Raw genomic sequence first — 18,577 nt, 5'->3', positions numbered from 1 at the left:
CCTCGATACGCTGCACCCAACTTTTTACAGGACTGTCGAGCTCATGCCTTCCCCAAGGTTATCCACAGTCCTTTTTTATTCCCGCCGGCAGTCCGGCGTTCCGCGCCAGTGTTTCGGCCCGGTCAACAGGAGCAGGTCATGTCTGAAGTCCGTCATTCGCGAGTGATTATTCTCGGTTCCGGCCCTGCCGGTTATAGCGCTGCGGTCTACGCCGCCCGTGCCAACCTCAAGCCACTGCTGATCACCGGCATGCAGGCCGGCGGTCAACTGACCACCACGACCGAAGTCGACAACTGGCCGGGTGACGTTCACGGCCTGACCGGCCCGGCGCTGATGGAGCGGATGCGCGAGCACGCCGAGCGTTTCGAAACCGAGATCGTTTTCGATCACATCAACGCCGTAGACTTTGCCGCCAAGCCGTACACCCTGACCGGCGACAGCGCGACCTACACCTGCGACGCCCTGATCATCGCCACCGGTGCCAGCGCTCGCTACCTGGGTCTGCCGTCGGAAGAGGCGTTCATGGGCAAAGGCGTTTCGGCTTGCGCGACCTGCGACGGCTTCTTCTACCGCAACAAGCCTGTTGCAGTGGTCGGCGGCGGCAACACCGCTGTTGAAGAAGCACTGTACCTGGCCAACATCGCCAGCACCGTGACCCTGATCCACCGTCGCGAAACCTTCCGCGCCGAGAAGATCCTGATCGACAAGCTCAACGCCCGTGTGGCCGAAGGCAAGATCATCCTCAAGTTGAACGCCAACCTCGACGAAGTGCTGGGCGACAACATGGGTGTGACCGGTGCGCGCCTGAAGAACAACGACGGCAGCTTCGACGAAATCAAGGTCGACGGCGTGTTCATCGCCATCGGCCACACCCCGAACACTTCGCTGTTCGAAGGCCAGTTGACCCTGAAAGACGGTTACCTAGTGGTGCAGGGCGGCCGCGATGGCAACGCTACTGCCACCAGCGTTGAAGGCATCTTCGCCGCCGGTGACGTGGCTGACCACGTTTACCGCCAGGCCATCACCTCGGCCGGCGCCGGCTGCATGGCGGCACTGGACACCGAGCGTTACCTGGACGGTCTGCAGAACGCTTCGTTCTAAATCGCAGGCACAAAAAAACCGGCTTCGGCCGGTTTTTTTATGCCCGTTATTTATGGGGCAACGCAGTTACATTGTAGGAATCAGCGGCGGGTCAGGGGTTGAGCGGTGAATTTGACGCCGGCCAGCCCGTGCTGGATCAACGCCCTGATATTGCCGTGATCACTGCCCTCAGGCGTCGCCAGCACCGAGCGGTAATGCTCGCCGAACGCCAGCAGCGCTTCTTCGTCACTCAGACCTTCCAGCAGCGCCAGACCCAGGGTCTTGCACGAGCCTTCGTTCTGCCCGGCGGCGTTTTCCACGCCGCCGTTGTTGAATGCTTGCGGCTGGTAGTCGTAACCGGCGGCGATGAAGGCCAGGGTGTCGGCGAAAACGTGTTCGCCGCTCTTGAGGCTGGCGCGCAGGGTATTCAAATCACTCATGGGTTTTTCCTTTGGCGAACGCCGCCTGTTGTTCGGCGTTGGCTTCTTGCTGGTATTGGGCTTTCCACTCGGCGTACGGCATGCCGTAAACCACTTCACGGGCGTCGTCGAGGCTGACCTCGATCTGGCGCTCGTCGGCTTCAGCCTTGTACCACTTGGACAGGCAGTTGCGGCAGAACCCGGCGAGGTTCATCAGGTCGATGTTCTGCACGTCCTTGCGGCCGTCCAGGTGGGCGACCAGCCGGCGGAAGGCGGCGGCTTCGAGTTCGAGGCGTTGTTGCTCAGTCATGGGAATCTCTGCGAGACAGCTTTGAGCGGCAAGCTTCAAGCTGCAAGATTGGATCGGGGTCGGCCGTTAGCTTAACGCTTGCAGCTCGAAGCTTGAAGCTCAGCGGCTTGCCGCGAGGGTGATCGACACCGATTCGGCAAAGCGCAGCGCGTGCGGCTTGTCGACTTCAACTTCGGCGTACAGCACCGACGTGTTGCTCATCACCAGATCGAGCAATTCCTGGGTCAGGCGCTCCAGCAACGCAAAGCGGTTGCCTTCGACGTGGGCGATGATCGCCTTGGTGATCGTGCGGTAGTTCAGCGCGTGATCAATATCGTTGTCGCGTACCGCTTCCTGCGCGGCGTACAGGATGGTCAGGTTGATCAGCACATCCTGCTTGTTGAGGATCTCGTCCTCATTGATCCCGATAAAGGTGCGCAAGCGCAGATCCTTGACCCGGATGCGCGCCATTCCTGGTTGAAGTTGTGGCATTTACTTGCTCCGTCCAATCAATTGCAGGAACTCCTGGCGGGTGTTGCTCGAGTCGCGAAAGGCGCCGAGCATGACCGAGGTGTTCATGGTTGAATTCTGTTTTTCGACACCGCGCATCATCATGCACATGTGTCTGGCCTCGATGACCACCGCGACACCGGCGGCGTCGGTGACCTGTTGCACCGCATCGGCAATTTGCCGGGTGAGGTTTTCCTGAATCTGCAGGCGTCGGGCGAACATGTCCACCAGTCGCGCAATCTTCGACAGCCCCAGCACCTTGCCTGTCGGAATATAAGCCACATGGGCCTTGCCGATGAAGGGCAGCAGGTGATGTTCGCACAATGAGTACAACTCGATGTCAGCGACGATGATCATCTCGTCGGTGTCCGAGGCAAACAGCGCGCCGTTGACGATCTCGTCGACGCTCTGCCCATAGCCGTGACACAGGTATTGCATGGCCTTGGCCGCACGCACCGGTGTGTCGAGCAATCCTTCGCGGTCGGGATCTTCACCGAGGCCAATGAGGATGTCGCGGTAGTGCTCGGGCAGGGAGCGGGTCATGGATCATCCTCGCAGCAAGGCTTACTTGACGTGCCTTCCGCCGTTGACGGTCAGGGTTGTGCCGGTGACATAAGGGTTGTCGAGCAGATAGCGCAGGCTCTGGTAGATCACTTCGCTGCCGGGCTCGATGCCCAGCGCGGATTTCGCCAGTGCCTTGGCACGGTACGCCGCATCGTCGTCGGGATTGAACAATAGCAGGGCCGGAGCGATACCGTTGACCTTGATCGCCGGCGCATAACGCGCGGCGAACGACAGGGTCAGGCTGTCGAGCCCGGCTTTGCTCGCGCAATAGCCGATGTGCTTGCTGCTGCCCTTGCGGGTGACGTCGTCGCTGATGTGGATGATGTCCGCTGGCGTCGATTGCTTGAGTAGATCAGCGCAGTGCAGATTGATCAGATACGGCGCAAGCATGTGCACGTTGATCATCCGCACGAAGGCTTCGGCTGCGTGGTCCGGGGTTTCCGCCCGCCATTCGGAGGCGTTGTGGACAATGGCGCGCAGACGGTCGGTGTGGGTTTTCAGTGCCTGGATGAAGGCGAGAATGCTGGCTTCGCTGGAAAAGTCCGCAAACACTGCGACGGCGCCCAGATCCCGCAATGCCTGCACCCCCGGACGTTCAGTGCGATAGGTGAAGATGACGCGGTGGCCGTCTTCAAGCAAACGTTGCGCGCAGTGCAAACCGACACGCTGGCCGGCACCGGTGATGAGAATCGGGGCGGAGGTTGAGGTCATGAACGGCTCACGTCGCAGTCAGAGCAAAAACTATAACAGCGACGTGCCTTGTACTCCTATTGCAGGACGAGCTTTGTGGCTTGAGTGGCAGCGGGGAGTCAACGGTTTTCAGATACCGGTTCCACCGGCAGTCGGCGTGCCGGAATGCTATTCAGCCAGCCGGCCAGCAACCGCGTCGACAGCGGAATGAAGAAGTAAACCATCAATGGCGTCAGGCACGCTGTGCTGATCAATACGCGCGGCAGCAGGCCCATTGGCGCGAGCGCAGGACCCAGCACGAAATTGAACAGCAATGACACGGGAAAGAATGCCAGCCAGATGGCGACAGCCTGCTTCCAGCGCGGCGGACGCTGGCCGGCGGCGCCGAACCAGCCTTCGATGCCGCTGACCCGGTGTTCTTTCGGGTGGGCAAACAGATCGCTGCCGCGTTCCAGCCAGGCGGTGCGCGACGCCGAGTGCTCCCATGCATGCAGGGTCTGCTCGTCGACAAAGCGGAAAATGATCTGGAATTCGTTGTCGCCGGGTGGCGGCGCCAATACACCGGAGCCGAGGTAACCGGGAAAGTCGGTTGCCAGTTGTTCGCCTTCACGAAGCCAGGCGATCAGGTCCTGATAGCGACCATCAGCAACACGACGTGCGACCATTAGCGTGACGGGGGAAGTAGACATTATGTATCTCCGTATTTCGATTGCGTCACTCCGGGTAGGAGTTTCGCCTGACGCAGGCCGGGGTAGAGGCCTGCGTTCTGCAACAAGCAAGGATTATTCCTGAATTTAGTGATTTAACCAGTGACTTTCGTCGCAGATCGACACTTGAACGCAATCAGGTGTGCGGGGTTAGAATAGGATCCAATTCAATAGCATGGACGTAGATGCAGAATGCCTGTCATGACGGACGTTAGCCCTGTTTCCCAGGCATCTGTTGCGCTTGAGCGCGAAGACCTGTTTCCCATACGTGAGGTCTCGCGCCTGACGGGCGTCAACCCGGTGACCCTGCGTGCCTGGGAACGGCGCTATGGTCTGATTCAGCCCACGCGCACCGAAAGTGGGCATCGGCTGTATTCGATGACCGATATCGAGCGTGTTCGCAACATTGTCGAATGGATCGACCGCGGGGTGGCCGTCAGCAAAATCGGCAAGATCCTCGCCAAGACCGAGCCCTTGAAAGCGCTGGCGCACATTATTCCCGATGATCTGGTCCAGGCCGACTACCAGCAATGGCAGCACCAGTTGCAGAGTGCCGTGAGTGCGTTCGACGACATCGAGCTGGATCGGGTCTATGGGCAGATCTTTTCCTCGTACGCGTTGCCGGTGGTGTTCCAGGACATTCTGATGCCGCTGTGGCGGCAACTGTTGCAGCGTCAGGAAGCGTTCGGGCAAACCAGCGAGTGGCTGTTTCTGGATGGTTATCTGCGCTCACGGGTGTTGCAGCGAATCATCGTGTTGCGTGGCTCACAACCGCGCAAGATCATCGTCAGTGCCTTGGCCGGTCAGTGTCGCGAACTCGAGTTGCTGGTGGCCGCGCTGTTTCTCAGCAGCAGTGAATCCGGTGTGCGGGTATTGACCACCGGCCAGCCGTTCGACGAATTGACCCTGGTCTGCGAGAAAATCAAACCGCAGGTTCTGGTGCTGTTTTCCAATCACGCGCCGGGTGCCGAATTGCCAAGGCGTTTGAACCGCCTGGCATTGAGTCTCGATTGTCAGTTGCTGCTGGCGGGGGATGCATCGGATCTGGCGCAGGACAGTCTGGCGGGCAGCTCGATCGGCTGTATTGGCAACGAAGGGGCAACCATGCGTCAGCGTCTGAACCAGTTTCTCTCGGGGATGCTCGATACCTGAAATCAGGTGTGCAGGGCGGGGTGGGTCAAGCGATGTTGTTGCAGGATGAACTGGCGCAGACGCTCGGTTTCATCGGCATCGGTCTGACTCAGTTCGTAGGCGTAGAAACCGTGCTCGGTTTCACGCTCGAAGTTGCCACGCAATGAAATCCGCTCATACCCCGAAGGGCTGAACCACAGGGCGAAATGCTTGGGCGGTTTGGTCTTGTTGCGCATCTCCAGCAGCACGCCTTTGTGCGAAACCTCATGCACCCACATCGTTCCCGGCTGGCCTTTGGCGTTTTCCAGAGCCACCGGTTCTTCCAGCGTCAGGCGCCACGGGCGCACCATCGGTCCGTCTTCGTAAATGCTCGGCACACCCAGACGCAGATGCAGCGCGTGAAACTCGTCTTCGACCAGATGCAACGGGAAGGTCATCTGTTGGTTTTCGAAGTTGGCCTGAATGGTGACTTGCTCATGAGCGGCCAGGCGCGTGAGCAAATCACGAATCTGCGAACCACCATTGACCAGCAGGCTCGACGTTGCATCCCGCACATTGAGTTGCGGGTTGTGCTGCATGGTCTGGATGAAATCCAGCTCATCCTGGGTCAGGAGGGCGTCGCGCTGCATGGTTAGCTCGAAGGGAATAGTTACAAAGTCATTGGTGATTGTAGTTAATGACCATTAGTTCGCAGTTTTGTTTGCGCCGTTCGTCGCTTTCACCGCTGCCAGTTCGGTTTGCAGAGCGGCGACCTGGGCCTCCAATTGTGCAACACGCTGTTGCGCCTTGACCTGCACCGTCACATCTTTTTGCACGCCGACGAAATAGGTCTGCCCGTCATCGGCGTTTTTCACCGTCGACAGTGACAGTTCATTCCAGAATGGCGTGCCGTCCTTGCGATAGTTGCGCAGGATCTCGCGGCACGCTCCACCGTTGCGCAGGGTGTCGCGAATCAGCGCCAGGTTTTCCTGGTCACGGTCTCCAGACTGCAGGAAGCGGCAGTCCTGATAGAGAATTTCCTCGCTGGTGTAGCCGGTCAGGCGCTCAAAAGCGGGGTTCACATAAATCAGGATGTTGTCCTGCTCACCTTCCTTTTCGGCGACCACGATCCCGTCATTCGATGCGTTGATCACCATTTGCAGCAAACTGGCGTTGATCATCTTTGAATCCTTTCAGAGTTATCAGTGGCAGGCATTCTAGAAGATCGGTAGAGGCTGTCTATAGGCCATCAGCTCCTATTGAGAGCCAATCGTAACTTCGGCGTCCAGACTGTTACTATCGCCGCTCTTTTTTTCAGTTTCAGGATCAGATTGATGAAAGTCGCCATCCTCTCCGGTTCGGTCTACGGCACCGCCGAAGAAGTCGCCCGCCACGTGCAGAACTTGCTGAAAGAAGCCGGTTTTGAAACCTTCTACAACGCCCGCGCCAGTCTGGCCGATATCCAGGCGTTCGGCCCGCAAGCGTTTCTTGCCGTGACCTCGACCACCGGCATGGGCGAGTTGCCAGACAACCTGCAACCGCTGTACTCGACGATTCGCGATCAATTGCCCGCCGCGTGGCGTGGTTTGCCGGGCGCGGTGATCGCCTTGGGCGACGCCAGTTATGGCGACACGTTCTGCGGCGGCGGTGAGCAAATACGTGAGTTGTTTGCCGAGTTGGGCGTGCGTGAAGTGCAAGACATGCTGCGCATCGACGCCAGCGAAAGCGTCACCCCGGAAACCGACTCAGAGCCTTGGCTGGCGGAGTTGATCGTTGCACTCAAGGGTTGATCCCGCGCTCGCGCAACAGCGCCAGCCATGCCTGAGCCGCTTTTGACAGATAAGCCCCCTGGCGCCAGATGAACGCGATGTCCCAGCGCAGATAATCCGGCGCCCGCAAGGTCAGGCGCACCACGCCTGGCCGCACCAGACCGCGCGCCACCACGCTGGGCAACAGCACCACGCCTTGTCCGGCGGCCACCAGTGCGGCGAGAAAATCCGCCTGACCGCTGCGGCCTCCTTCTTTCGGGGTAAAGCCCATTTGCTGGCAGGCCTGCAGTAAACGGTCGTTGAGCACGAAGCTGCGCTGGTACAGCAGGAAGGGCGTATCGGCCAATTCTTCCAGGCCAATCTCGCCGCGCGCAGCCAATGGGTGATCAGCGGGCAGCAAGGCGTCCAGTCGCTCATCACAAAACGGCTGACAGTCGAACTGTGGATCCTTGGGCAACAGACTGCCGCCCAGTTCCAGTTCACCGTTCAACACCGCTTGCTCGATATGGCGGCTACCGCCTTCAAGCAACTGAATGCTGATGTTCGGATAACGCCGCCGGTATTCGGCAAACACCCCGGCAAACAGCGCATCGCTGCCCAATAGCGGCAAGCCCAGGCGCAACTCGCCGCGCGCCAGATGGCTGAGATCATCCAGTTCGTTCAGCAGTTCATTGCGCAAACGCAACATGCCTTCGGCCCGTTGCAGCACCACGCTGCCGGCGGCTGTCAGGCGCAGGTGTGAACCGAGCCGTTCGAGCAGCGGAGTGCCAAGGCTCTGTTCCAGTTGGGCCACCTGCTTGCTCACCGCTGACTGGCTGATGTGCAAGGTTTTTGCGGCTTGGGTAAAACCGCCCTGGTGCATGACTTCGACGAAGCTGCGCAGTTGTTTGAATTCCATAGCTGTGATTCCAAAGTGGAATGGCTGCAAGTCTAACAATTCGCTTTTGGGATGGCAGGCCGGTTCGTAAAATAACGGCCTGTCAGGAGCAAAAGCATGAATACCGTCGCCCTCAAACACCTTTTCCGTCTGCTCGCCGAACTCGCCGTGTTGCTGAGTCTTTATCTGCTCGGTTGCCAGTTGGCCGCGTGGCTGGCGTGGCCGATTCCCGGTGGCGTCATCGGCATGGCCCTGTTGCTGCTGGCGTTCGCCTGCGGCTGGGTAAAACCGGCGGCGCTGCAATTGGGCGCCGGATTGTTGATGGCGGAAATGCTGTTGTTCTTTATTCCGGCGTTGATGAGCCTGCTCGATTACGGCGCGCTGCTGCGCCATGACGGCTGGCGCATCCTGTTGGTGATCGCCGCCAGTACCTTGATGGTGATGCTGGTCACCGCGTTCACCGTGGAGTTGGCCGTGCGCATGAGGCGTTCCCATGAAGCTTGAATGGATGCCGATGTTCTGGCTCGTTTTCACTCTGTTGGCGTACCTGTTCAGCCGCTGGATTTATCGACGCACTGGACGTTACGTGCTGTCGCCGCTGATTCTGGTGCCGGGGTTGTTGCTGGCGCTTGCGGTGCCGCTGCACACCGCGTACTCCGAATATGCGAGCAACACCCATTGGCTGATGCTTGTACTGGGGCCGGTGACTGTGGCCTTCGCCGTGCCGATCTGGCAGCAACGGCGATTGTTGATGCGGCATTGGTCGGCGTTGCTGCTCGGCATGGTCGCCGGCAGTGCGGCGTCGATCGCCACCTCGTTCGGTCTGGCCAGGGCACTGGCGCTGGACAGCTCGGTGACCCTGTCGCTGGTGCCTCGTTCGATCACCACGCCATTCGCCATGCCACTGGCGCAGGATCTCGGTGGCGTGCCGGAACTGACGGCGGTGTTCGTGATGTTTACGGGCGTGTTCGGCGCAATGCTCGGCGGCGTTCTGTTGAAGTGGTTGCCGTTGCGCAGTGCGCTCGCACGCGGCGCCTTGTTCGGTGTCGGCGCCCACGGTGCCGGGGTCAGCCGGGCGCACGAAGTCGGCGGTGAAGAAGGTTCTGTCGCCGGGCTGGTGATGGTGCTTACCGGGCTGTTGAATCTGTTTGCCGCGCCTTTGCTGGCGTCGTTGCTTTGACATGGATCCAAGGTGTTTGCATGGCTGACCCGCTCAGTCATCAAGCTGGCTGGCAATGCAACTACACGATCCTTTGCGCCTGACTAGACTGCTGACACGTGCAGAACAATAAGAACGCAGAGGTGCATACAGTGAGCGTAGCCCCCGTCCAATCGTCCCTTAATGTCAAAGACCAGGTCAGTGCTGCCGAGTGGCAGACCCGTGTCGATCTCGCCGCCTGTTATCGTCTGGTCGCGCTGCATGGCTGGGACGATCTGATCTTCACCCACATTTCCGCCAAGGTCCCGGGCACCGAAGATTTCCTGATCAATCCGTTCGGCCTAATGTTTCACGAGATCACGGCCTCAAGCCTGGTGAAAGTCGACCAGGCCGGCAACAAACTCATGGACAGTCCCTACGAAATCAACCCGGCCGGCTACACGATCCACAGCGCCGTGCACGAAGTGCGGCACGATGTGGTTTGCGTGCTGCATACGCACACCGCCTCCGGTGTTGCGGTGTCGGCGCAAAAGCAGGGCGTATTGCCGATCAGTCAGCAGTCGCTGTTTGTTCTCTCGAGCCTGGCGTATCACGCTTATGAAGGGGTCGCGCTGAATCACGAAGAGAAGGCGCGGTTGCAGGCCGACCTCGGCGAAAGCAATTTCCTGATGTTGCATAACCACGGTCTGCTGACCTGCGGTGGCACCATCGCCGATACCTTTCTGATGATGTTCACCTTCCAGCGCGCCTGCGACATTCAGGTCATGGCGCAGACCGGCGGGGCGCAACTGATCGCCATCGAACCGCAGATTCTGGCGGGCGCCAAAGCGATGATCGCCGGCGTCACCAAAAGTGCTCAAGGCATGGGTGGCGCGCTGGCCTGGCCGGCGCTGCTACGCAAACTCGATAAACAAGACCCCGGATATAAACTCTAATGCCTCTTGCCGAGATTCCTCTGTGTGTCTGGCGTAAACGCAGCCAGACGTTTGTCTTTCGTGGGCATTCGATCCGCTACTGGGTGGCGGGGCAGGGTGAACCGCTGCTGTTGATCCACGGTTTTCCGACCGCCAGTTGGGATTGGCATTACCTGTGGCAGCCATTGGCTCAGCGATATCGGGTAATTGCCTGTGACATGCTCGGTTTCGGCGACTCGGCCAAACCCCTGAATCACACCTACAGCCTGTTGGAGCAGGCCGATCTGCAGCAGGCCTTGCTCGTGCATTTGCAGGTCGAGCAACCGGTGCATGTGCTGGCACACGATTACGGCGACAGCGTCGCTCAGGAACTGCTCGCCCGCCATGGCGAAGGCACGTTCGAAATGGCCAGTTGTGTATTTCTCAACGGCGGCCTGTTCCCGGAAACCCATCGCCCGGTGTTGATGCAGAAGTTACTGCTCAGCCCACTGGGCTGGATGATCGGGCGCGCGTTCACCCGCGACGCACTGGTGAAAAGCTTCCGCCAGATCTTCGGTCCGCAGACCGCTCCGAGTGAAAGTGAGCTGGACGATTTCTGGAGTCTGATCGACAGCAATCATGGGCCATGGATCATGCACAAGCTGATCGGCTACATTCCCGAACGTCGCGTGCAACGTGATCGCTGGGTCGCTGCGATGCAACGTGGTGAAGTCCCGATGCGGGTGATTGATGGCGAGTTCGATCCGATCTCCGGTGCGCACATGGTCGAGCGTTACCGCGAACTGATTCCGGACGCCGACACGGTGTTGCTGCCAGGCATCGGCCACTATCCGCAGACCGAGGCGCCGGTGCAGGTGCTCAAGCACTATCTGGCGTTCCGTGATCGCCTGGTGTTGCCGCCGCGCAAGGTGGCGTGTTCATGAAATCTCCGTTCGCTTGAGCGAACGGTTGTGGCGAGGGAGCTTGCCGCACCGTCCCGCTCGGCTGCGCCGCCGTCGTAATCTTCTGGCCCTTTTCAATTGCGAGCTCAGGATCGGAGGCTGCTCCGCGCCCCAGCGGAAGCAAGCGCCTTCGCCACAGGGTGTCTCATCCTTTTCACTATCCCCCAACCTTATCGCGCACCATTCAGCCTCAGCCGTGTTCATTGTGACCCGAAGCCCCGTGCCTGACACTCGGGGTCAATGTCCCATTGGCCTGCTGGAGTTGCCCCGATGAATGAGTCTGTGCGTTTCGAAGATAAAGTCGTGATCGTCACCGGAGCCGGTGGTGGCCTCGGACGGGCTCACGCGCTGCTGTTCGCCAGACAAGGCGCCAAAGTGCTGGTCAACGACCTTGGCGGCTCGACTCAGGGCGAAGGCGCCAACGCTTCCGCCGCTGATCGCGTGGTGGCGGAAATCCGCGAGGCCGGCGGCATTGCCGAAGCCAACCACGACTCCGTCACCGACGGCGACAAACTGGTGCAGAACGCCCTCGATGCCTTCGGTCGCGTCGATGTGGTGGTCAACAACGCCGGGATCCTGCGCGACAAGACCTTTCACAAGATGGACGATGCCGACTGGGATCTGGTCTATCGCGTCCATGTCGAAGGCGCTTACAAAGTCACCCGCGCCGCATGGCCGCACCTGCGCGAGCAAAACTACGGCCGGGTGATCTTCACCGCCTCGACCTCGGGCATCTACGGCAACTTTGGCCAGTCCAACTACGGCATGGCCAAGCTCGGCCTCTACGGCTTGACGCGCACGCTGGCCATCGAGGGTCGCAAGAACAACATCCTGGTCAACGCCATCGCGCCTACCGGCGGCACGCGGATGACCGAGGGGCTGATCCCGCCGCAAGTGTTCGAGCAATTGAAGCCAGAACTGGTCAGCCCGCTGGTGGTGTATCTGGCCAGCGAGCAATGCCAGGAAACCTCCGGGCTGTTCGAGGTCGGTGGCGGCTGGATGGGCAAGGTGCGCTGGGAGCGCAGCCTCGGGGCCGGGTTTGATCCGCGGGTGGGTTTCTCGCCGGAAGATGTCGCGGCGCACTGGCAGCAGATTTGCGATTTCGAGGGGGCGGCGCATCCGAAAGACAATATTGAGGCGCTGAAAGAGATGATGGCGAATTTGCAGAAGTATTCGCTTTAAGAGGGGAGGCCACCAGGTTTGGGCTTGGTGGCTTGAATTGCGACTTAAGAATACGTGTTGTCAGTTATAAATCTGGGAGCTCGCCAGTTAGGTCCTTTGACGGCAACGGGTCCGTCGCCATTGGCCAACACACCCTGTTCGAAAAGTTGTGCATAGGTTTTCAGCAGTTCGCCATTGGCGATGAGTTCGAATTTGTAGCGACCAATCATTCTATCCAGCGATGGATACGCCAGTCCGATACCAAAGGCTGTCAGAACGTCTGCGATGGGTTCGTTTTTTACGATTTGCTCGATCGGGCTCATTGGTAGGTTCCTTTAAGCAGTTGTTCATATATGCGATCTATCTGGCTGTTTACTGCCTGAACCGCGTCTGGTGAGTACAACAAATAGTCTTCACTACCCAGTTTGTAATCCTCCAGTGTTGCGGTGTGCGCGTTGTTCCAGGCAGGAGATCCGCTTTCAGGTTTGAACTCATCGCTAAGCCCCATTGCTCGAAACCTTTCCAGCTCCCTGATCTCATGAGTGTAATAGCGTAAATCCGTATCGGTGAGCATCCAGTGCCCGCTGAGAATTTTTTCCAGACGTTGAATCATGATTTCGTTGGCATCTGATTGGTCAAGTCTAGCTATATGCAGTTTCACAGCATCAATTCCGGCTTGAGTGATAACCGCTGTTCGCCAATCCAGATCAAGTATTGGGCCACCTGCCTGCTCTGGATTGAAATCGCGGCCACTGTATTTACCCTTGGTGGTTGCCCCCGCATAAGGACTGCTGAACACCACATACAGCGGTGCAATCCCCGAATCATCGGGAAACACGATGATGAATCGTTCCCAGCCCTCAATCAGCACGGGATGTAGATCCAGTCGTCCTTCAATCGGAACAATTGGAGCGCCTGAATACGCTGGGTAATCGACATCAACCACTGGCGATGCAGTCGAGCTGTCACCCGGCGAGATTGCGGGGGTCCAGGTCAGAAAATCCGTTGGCGAATCTGGCAACGCCACTTCGTAAACGTCACTCAGCAAGTCATAGGCCGCATTCAGAACCAGCACACTCGAACGGATATGGAAGTCATCGCTGGTGGCGACGAAGACCTCCGCGCCCGCCCCCAGCGGCCTTACACCCAAGCCTGCGGGCAGCTCCAGCGTGCCTTGCCGATCTGCTATTTCGCGCAGTGTCTGTGCAGACTCCGGCGACAACTCGGCCAGGGGAACACTGATGGAAAAGCGCTCGCCATTGCCCAAGCGTGAAGGTGCGAGCAGGGCCGCAAAACCTACCAGTACCGGACCGCTGATCAGCGCCGACCCTGCCGCTTTCAGGGTCTGTAGTCCTGTCCGCAGTCCGCTGAGAATTGCCGATGATGCTGCTGGAGAAAGACGAGTGGCTTGTGAGGCAAATGACAACACCGGACTGGTTGAGGCCGTTGCGCCTGAAGCCGGGTAAACATGCTGGACTTCTGGTGCCAGGCGCTCCTGTTGCTGTAACGCCTCGATACGCTGCTCCATTTCTGTTTGCAGACGTGCCTGCTCGGCGTCAAGCGCGCGTTTCGCGGCTGTGGCTTCGGCCTTTGCCTTTGCTTCGGCCTCCGCGCTCAACAATGCCGCGATGCGTGCTTTTTCCCGTGCTTCATCTTCAGCCTTGATTCGTACGATTTCGGCTTCCTGACGTTGTTTCTCTGCCAATGCAGCCAGTCGTGCCTGTTCACCTATGCGAATCCGCTCCAGCTCTTCACGTGCAGCCTCGATAGCTTCTCGCTGTCGTTGCTGTACGGCCGCTATCTGCGCTTGTTCTGCGGCCACTCGCTGGGCTTCTGCCGCTGCCGCTTGCGCTCGATCATTGGCTTGCACAGTCGCCAGCCAGTTCTGCACATTGATTTGCTGCTGATGGAGAATCTGTAGGGTCTGGTTCAGCAACCTCGCTTCATGAGCTGCCCGATAGGACTGGCTCCACAACGCCCGTGATCCAGGACCAGACTGGCCCGTCCGCCGGTTGGCCGAAGCCTGATTCAGATAGTCTTTGAAGTTCTTGCCCAGCGGATCACTTCCAAAAAAGCGGTGGGCGAGTGCGGTTTGCCCGTGGAACTCTGCCGTCTTGCGCTGAATCAGCGTACTTCTGACATCAAGTTCGCGGGCTATTGCCGCCGCTGGTGGCAGAGGGTTAGTCGGGCCTTGCAGCCGTATTGCAGCCAGTTCTGCCTCAATTGATTGAGGCAGCAAGGTCGACTTTGCGCTGAACTCCTGTTCCACAGCGATCTGTGTCTCGTACATCAATTCGCGGGTTTTGTGGTTAGCGCCGGCCGGGCCAAACATTCCACTATAGGAATAGCCCAGGTTGGATTCTTTAATGGGCTCGTAGTTATCCGGAGCAGTGGCAGTAATACGGATTTCATCAAGCATCAGGGGTGGAGGTCTTTGCATATTCATGTCCTTTTGAATGTGCGTGATAACTTGCTGGCAGGTCAGCGCGGCCGATAGTGACGTCTGTGTCACCAGCGAGTGATTGAGGTGTTTCAAGTTACATCAGAGTCGCTGTTAAAAAATCTGAGAAGCCCGTAAGTAACAGGGTGTTGTTTTGAGAGGATTTTCGCCGACTAATCACAAAGTGGGGAGAATTCGCCTACGCAGCAGGAAAGGTCCGACGTTGTTCTCGGAAAGTGTTTGCAAGTCTTAGGGAATGGTTTTTCAACAGCCATAAAAAAGGCCGCTGCAAACGCAGCGGCCAAGGTAAGACGTTGGATCAAGGAGCTACAAATCAACGTCAGTGAACACCGGGGCGATGAACCGACATCTCGATTCATCTGAAATCTGTTGCCAGTCGCTTCCATGACTCAGCGTAGCTGGCTTCGTGCTTTTCGGCGTATTGCCTGAAAGCGCGCTCAGAATAAGGTGTTGAGCCTGTAGGAAAAATACCGATCTCTGACATGCACTGTTACGGGGCATGTAACAGTCATCTCGCCCCACCGGCTTCATGCGCGGTACTGATGATCCTCCATCCAGCCAATCCATGGCTCGCGCAAAGGCCCGTTCCGCAAGGGCATTCATCCTTTCGAGCGACAACACGAATACCTCCTTGGTGCGCTTATCGACCCGGTCACCCGGCAGTAGGGTGGGGCCTTCTGTCACTCACCGGGGAAGACGCATGACAACAAAAACAATGCGCGCCATCTTCACACCGCAGGCGCTGGCAGCCGCGGTGGCTTTGGGTTGCTGTGCTCAGGCGCAGGCGGTTTCGTTCAATATCGGGGAAATCGAGGGGACGTTCGACTCGTCGCTGTCGATCGGTGCGAGTTGGGGCATGCGCGATGCCGACAAGTCGCTGGTCGGCACAGTCAACGGTGGGACCGGACAATCCTCGACCGGTGATGACGGACGCTTGAACTTCAAGAAGGGTGAGACCTTTTCGAAAATCTTCAAAGGCATCCACGACCTCGAATTGAAGTACGGCGACACCGGTGTGTTCGTGCGTGGCAAGTATTGGTACGACTTCGAACTCAAGGACGAAGACCGCGAGTTCAAGCCGATCAGCGACAGCGGCCGCAAGGAAGGCGCGAAGTCCTCCGGGGCGCAGATTCTCGATGCGTTCGTTTATCACAACTATTCCATCGCGGACTTGCCGGGCACTGTGCGCGCCGGCAAGCAAGTGGTCAGTTGGGGTGAAAGTACCTTCATCGGCAACTCGATCAACAGCATCAACCCGATCGACGTTTCGGCGTTTCGGCGCCCCGGTGCCGAGATCAAGGAAGGCCTGATTCCGGTGAACATGCTGTTCGGCTCGCAAAGCCTCACCGACAAACTCTCGGTGGAAGGTTTCTATCAACTGGAGTGGGATCAGACGGTTCTCGACAACTGCGGCACGTTCTTCGGTGTCGATGTGGCGTCGGACGGGTGCAACAACAACTACACCGTCGGAAGCCCTGCGATTGCACCGTTTGTGCCGTTGACCCAAGCCTTTGGTCAAGGCATTCAGGTAACTCGCGAAGGCGTGGTGGTACCCCGTGGCGGCGACCGCGATGCACGGGATTCCGGCCAGTGGGGCACGGCATTGCGCTGGCTCGGTGACGACACCGAGTACGGCCTCTACTTCATGAATTACCACAGCCGCACACCCACGGTGGGGACCACCACCGCGGGGCTTTCGACCCTGGCGGCATTGCCGGGTATGGTCGGCATCGCCAACCGTCTGGCCCCCGGCAGCGGTTCGGGACTGGCGCAAAGTGTGATGCTCGGACGTGGCCAGTACTACCTCGAATACCCTGAAGACATTCGTCTGTACGGTGCGAGTTTTTCGACCACGTTGCCGACCGGCACCGCGTGGACCGGCGAGATCAGCTACCGGCCCAACGCTCCGGTGCAGGTCAACACCAACGACCTGACACTGGCGCTGCTAAACCCGATTGCCGGCGGTGCCGCGTCACCGATCGCCACCACACCGGGTTCTGACAACAAGGGCTATCGCCGTAAAGAAGTCACGCAAATCCAGAGCACGCTCACGCACTTCTTCGATCAGGTCTGGGGCGCTCAACGTCTGACCCTGGTGGGTGAAGCCGCGGTGGTGCGGGTCGGCGGCCTGGAGTCGCGCAACAAGCTGCGTTATGGCCGTGACTCGGTGTATGGGCAGTACGGTTTCGGCGGCGACACCGACGGTTTCGTCACCTCGACCTCATGGGGCTATCGCGCGCGGGCCATCCTCGATTACGCCAACGTGATCGGCGGGATCAACCTCAAACCCAACCTGTCCTGGTCGCATGACGTTGCCGGTTACGGCCCCAACGGCCTGTTCAACGAAGGCGCGAAAGCGATCAGCGTCGGCGTCGATGCCGACTACCGCAACACCTACACCGCAAGCCTGAGTTACACCGACTTTTTCGGCGGTGACTACAACGTCCTCGAAGACCGTGACTTCGTGGCCCTGAGCTTCGGCGTGAACTTCTGATCTGCCCGAGAAGGATGAATGCAATGCGCAAAATGATTCTGCAATGTGGTGTCCTCGCCCTCAGTCTGCTGGCGGCCAACGTGATGGCGGCGGTGTCGCCGGATGAGGCCAACAAGCTGGGTACCAGCCTCACTCCGCTGGGTGCCGAGAAGGCCGGCAACGCTGACGGCTCGATTCCGGCCTGGACCGGCGGCATTCCGAAAAATGCCGGGGCGGTAGACAGCAAAGGCTTCCTCGCTGATCCGTTTGCCAATGAAAAACCGTTGTTCACCATTACCGCGGCGAACGTCGATCAGTACAAAAGCAAGCTCTCCGACGGCCAGGTGGCGATGTTCAAACGTTACCCGGAAACCTACAGGATCCCGGTCTACCCGACCCACCGCACGGTCGCGGTGCCGCCGGAAATCTATGAGTCGGCCAAGCGCAGCGCACTCAACGTGACCAGCATCAATGAGGGCAACGGCCTGGCCAATTTCACCGGCAACCGTTACTACGCGTTCCCGATTCCGAAGAATGGCGTTGAGGTGTTGTGGAACCACATCACCCGCTATCACGGCGGCAACCTGCGGCGGATCATCACTCAGGTGACGCCACAGACCAATGGCAGCTACACGCCGATCCGCTTCGAAGAGGAGATCGCCGTGCCGCAACTGATGAAAGATCTCGATCCGGAAAAAGCCGCCAATGTCCTGACCTTCTTCAAGCAGTCGGTGACCGCGCCGGCACGTCTGGCCGGTAACGTACTGCTGGTGCACGAGACCCTCGATCAGGTGAAGGAGCCGCGTCTGGCATGGATCTACAACGCCGGTCAGCGCCGGGTGCGCCGCGCACCGCAAGTGGCCTATGACGGCCCGGGCACTGCGGCTGATGGCCTGCGCACGTCGGACAACTTCGACATGTTCTCCGGCGCCCCGGATCGCTACGACTGGAAACTGGTCGGCAAGAAGGAAATGTACATTCCGTACAACAGCTACAAGCTCGATTCGCCGAAGCTCAAGTACGACGACATCGTCAAGGCCGGGCATATCAATCAGGATCTGACGCGTTATGAACTGCACCGCGTGTGGGAAGTGATCGGCACGGTCAAACCGAGCGAGCGGCACATCTACGCCAAGCGCCACATGTACATCGACGAAGACAGCTGGCAGGTGGCTCTTGCCGACCACTATGACGGTCGCGGGCAACTGTGGCGTGTCGCCGAGGGGCATGCTCAGTACTACTACGATCACCAGGCCCAGGCCTACACCCTCGAGGCGCTCTACGACATCATTGCCGGCCGTTACATTGCACTGGGGATGAAGAACGAAGAGAAGCACAGCTTCGAATTCGGCTTCGAAGCCAAGGCGGCCGACTACACGCCATCGGCCCTGCGCGCTGAGGGTGTACGGTAATTCGTCGAATACAGCCGTGAACCTGTGGCGAGCTCCCTCGC

Annotated in this window: 21 protein-coding genes; 10 read left to right on the top strand and 11 right to left on the bottom strand. The window is 58.9% G+C overall.

Going from position 1 to position 18,577, the window contains the following annotated elements; genetic code table 11:
* Positions 1-138 precede the first annotated feature (138 nt).
* Positions 139-1,101 carry a thioredoxin-disulfide reductase gene (gene trxB, locus K5Y35_RS02915; RefSeq protein WP_003221727.1) on the top strand — a complete coding sequence of 321 codons (963 nt, stop codon included), beginning with the start codon at positions 139-141 and terminating at the stop codon, positions 1,099-1,101.
* An 80-nt stretch (positions 1,102-1,181) separates the two neighbouring features.
* On the opposite strand, the gene K5Y35_RS02910 is transcribed toward trxB, so the two are convergent.
* The 6 genes from K5Y35_RS02910 to K5Y35_RS02885 all read right to left on the bottom strand — a co-directional run bounded on the left by K5Y35_RS02910 (position 1,182) and on the right by K5Y35_RS02885 (position 4,241).
* A complete protein-coding gene (locus K5Y35_RS02910) occupies positions 1,182-1,520 on the bottom strand; it encodes a HopJ type III effector protein (RefSeq protein WP_128615114.1) in 339 nt (112 codons plus the stop codon).
* Positions 1,513-1,809 carry a DUF1244 domain-containing protein gene (locus K5Y35_RS02905; protein WP_222833642.1) on the bottom strand — a complete coding sequence of 99 codons (297 nt, stop codon included), beginning with the start codon at positions 1,807-1,809 and terminating at the stop codon, positions 1,513-1,515. Before K5Y35_RS02905 ends, K5Y35_RS02910 begins: the two co-directional genes overlap by 8 nt.
* A gap of 99 nt (positions 1,810-1,908) precedes the next feature.
* Positions 1,909-2,280, bottom strand: coding sequence for a dihydroneopterin triphosphate 2'-epimerase (gene folX, locus K5Y35_RS02900; RefSeq protein ID WP_123464716.1), 372 nt, complete (start codon positions 2,278-2,280; stop codon positions 1,909-1,911).
* Positions 2,281-2,841, bottom strand: coding sequence for a GTP cyclohydrolase I FolE (gene folE, locus K5Y35_RS02895; RefSeq protein ID WP_123464717.1), 561 nt, complete (start codon positions 2,839-2,841; stop codon positions 2,281-2,283).
* A gap of 21 nt (positions 2,842-2,862) precedes the next feature.
* Positions 2,863-3,573, bottom strand: a complete 711-nt coding sequence (gene folM / locus K5Y35_RS02890) for a dihydromonapterin reductase (RefSeq protein ID WP_222833641.1) — start codon at positions 3,571-3,573, stop codon at positions 2,863-2,865.
* A gap of 98 nt (positions 3,574-3,671) precedes the next feature.
* Positions 3,672-4,241, bottom strand: coding sequence for an antibiotic biosynthesis monooxygenase (locus K5Y35_RS02885; RefSeq protein ID WP_128615112.1), 570 nt, complete (start codon positions 4,239-4,241; stop codon positions 3,672-3,674).
* 210 nt (positions 4,242-4,451) lie between these two features.
* Between K5Y35_RS02885 and K5Y35_RS02880 the strand changes: the two genes are divergently transcribed.
* Positions 4,452-5,411, top strand: coding sequence for a MerR family transcriptional regulator (locus tag K5Y35_RS02880; RefSeq protein WP_222833640.1), 960 nt, complete (start codon positions 4,452-4,454; stop codon positions 5,409-5,411).
* Positions 5,412-5,413: 2 nt separating this feature from the next.
* On the opposite strand, the gene K5Y35_RS02875 is transcribed toward K5Y35_RS02880, so the two are convergent.
* Both K5Y35_RS02875 and K5Y35_RS02870 read right to left on the bottom strand, forming a co-directional pair.
* Positions 5,414-6,019 (bottom strand): hypothetical protein, encoded by a 606-nt coding sequence (locus K5Y35_RS02875; RefSeq protein WP_123464725.1) that lies wholly within the window; start codon positions 6,017-6,019, stop codon positions 5,414-5,416.
* Between the two features lie 54 nt (positions 6,020-6,073).
* Positions 6,074-6,550, bottom strand: a complete 477-nt coding sequence (locus tag K5Y35_RS02870) for a PAS domain-containing protein (RefSeq protein ID WP_186745569.1) — start codon at positions 6,548-6,550, stop codon at positions 6,074-6,076.
* Positions 6,551-6,703: 153 nt separating this feature from the next.
* Here K5Y35_RS02870 and K5Y35_RS02865 point away from each other — a divergent pair, with 153 nt between their 5' ends.
* On the top strand, positions 6,704-7,159 hold the full coding sequence (locus K5Y35_RS02865) for a flavodoxin (protein WP_123464729.1): 456 nt from the start codon (positions 6,704-6,706) through the stop codon (positions 7,157-7,159).
* On the opposite strand, the gene K5Y35_RS02860 is transcribed toward K5Y35_RS02865, so the two are convergent.
* Complete coding sequence (locus K5Y35_RS02860) at positions 7,149-8,036, bottom strand: LysR family transcriptional regulator (RefSeq protein WP_128615110.1); 888 nt, start codon at positions 8,034-8,036, stop codon at positions 7,149-7,151. The genes K5Y35_RS02865 and K5Y35_RS02860 overlap by 11 nt on opposite strands.
* 96 nt (positions 8,037-8,132) lie before the next feature.
* Between K5Y35_RS02860 and K5Y35_RS02855 the strand changes: the two genes are divergently transcribed.
* The 5 genes from K5Y35_RS02855 (at position 8,133) to K5Y35_RS02835 (ending at position 12,211) form a co-directional block, all read left to right on the top strand.
* Complete coding sequence (locus K5Y35_RS02855; protein ID WP_123464733.1) at positions 8,133-8,519, top strand: CidA/LrgA family protein; 387 nt, start codon at positions 8,133-8,135, stop codon at positions 8,517-8,519.
* Positions 8,509-9,195: an LrgB family protein gene (locus tag K5Y35_RS02850; protein WP_123464735.1), complete on the top strand. Its 687-nt coding sequence runs from the start codon at positions 8,509-8,511 to the stop codon at positions 9,193-9,195. Before K5Y35_RS02855 ends, K5Y35_RS02850 begins: the two co-directional genes overlap by 11 nt.
* Positions 9,196-9,326: 131 nt before the next feature.
* Positions 9,327-10,109, top strand: a complete 783-nt coding sequence (locus tag K5Y35_RS02845) for a class II aldolase/adducin family protein (RefSeq protein WP_128615108.1) — start codon at positions 9,327-9,329, stop codon at positions 10,107-10,109.
* Positions 10,109-11,011 carry an alpha/beta fold hydrolase gene (locus tag K5Y35_RS02840; protein WP_222833639.1) on the top strand — a complete coding sequence of 301 codons (903 nt, stop codon included), beginning with the start codon at positions 10,109-10,111 and terminating at the stop codon, positions 11,009-11,011. The genes K5Y35_RS02845 and K5Y35_RS02840 overlap by 1 nt, the downstream gene beginning before the upstream one ends.
* A gap of 288 nt (positions 11,012-11,299) precedes the next feature.
* Complete coding sequence (locus K5Y35_RS02835; protein ID WP_123464741.1) at positions 11,300-12,211, top strand: SDR family oxidoreductase; 912 nt, start codon at positions 11,300-11,302, stop codon at positions 12,209-12,211.
* Between the two features lie 44 nt (positions 12,212-12,255).
* On the opposite strand, the gene K5Y35_RS02830 is transcribed toward K5Y35_RS02835, so the two are convergent.
* Together K5Y35_RS02830 and K5Y35_RS02825 are read right to left on the bottom strand one after the other, a co-directional pair.
* Positions 12,256-12,513, bottom strand: coding sequence for an immunity protein (locus tag K5Y35_RS02830; RefSeq protein ID WP_222833638.1), 258 nt, complete (start codon positions 12,511-12,513; stop codon positions 12,256-12,258).
* On the bottom strand, positions 12,510-14,726 hold the full coding sequence (locus K5Y35_RS02825) for an S-type pyocin domain-containing protein (protein WP_261991233.1): 2,217 nt from the start codon (positions 14,724-14,726) through the stop codon (positions 12,510-12,512). Before K5Y35_RS02825 ends, K5Y35_RS02830 begins: the two co-directional genes overlap by 4 nt.
* A gap of 625 nt (positions 14,727-15,351) precedes the next feature.
* Between K5Y35_RS02825 and K5Y35_RS02820 the strand changes: the two genes are divergently transcribed.
* Both K5Y35_RS02820 and K5Y35_RS02815 read left to right on the top strand, forming a co-directional pair.
* Positions 15,352-17,145 carry a DUF1302 domain-containing protein gene (locus tag K5Y35_RS02820; RefSeq protein WP_123464747.1) on the top strand — a complete coding sequence of 598 codons (1,794 nt, stop codon included), beginning with the start codon at positions 15,352-15,354 and terminating at the stop codon, positions 17,143-17,145.
* A gap of 23 nt (positions 17,146-17,168) precedes the next feature.
* Positions 17,169-18,536, top strand: a complete 1,368-nt coding sequence (locus K5Y35_RS02815; protein WP_123464749.1) for a DUF1329 domain-containing protein — start codon at positions 17,169-17,171, stop codon at positions 18,534-18,536.
* Positions 18,537-18,577 lie beyond the last annotated feature (41 nt).

The sequence above is a fragment of the Pseudomonas sp. SC3(2021) genome, assembly GCF_019856535.1.
Taxonomy (GTDB): Bacteria; Pseudomonadota; Gammaproteobacteria; order Pseudomonadales; family Pseudomonadaceae; genus Aquipseudomonas; species Aquipseudomonas monsensis.
This window is presented reverse-complemented; position numbering and strand designations above follow the sequence as displayed.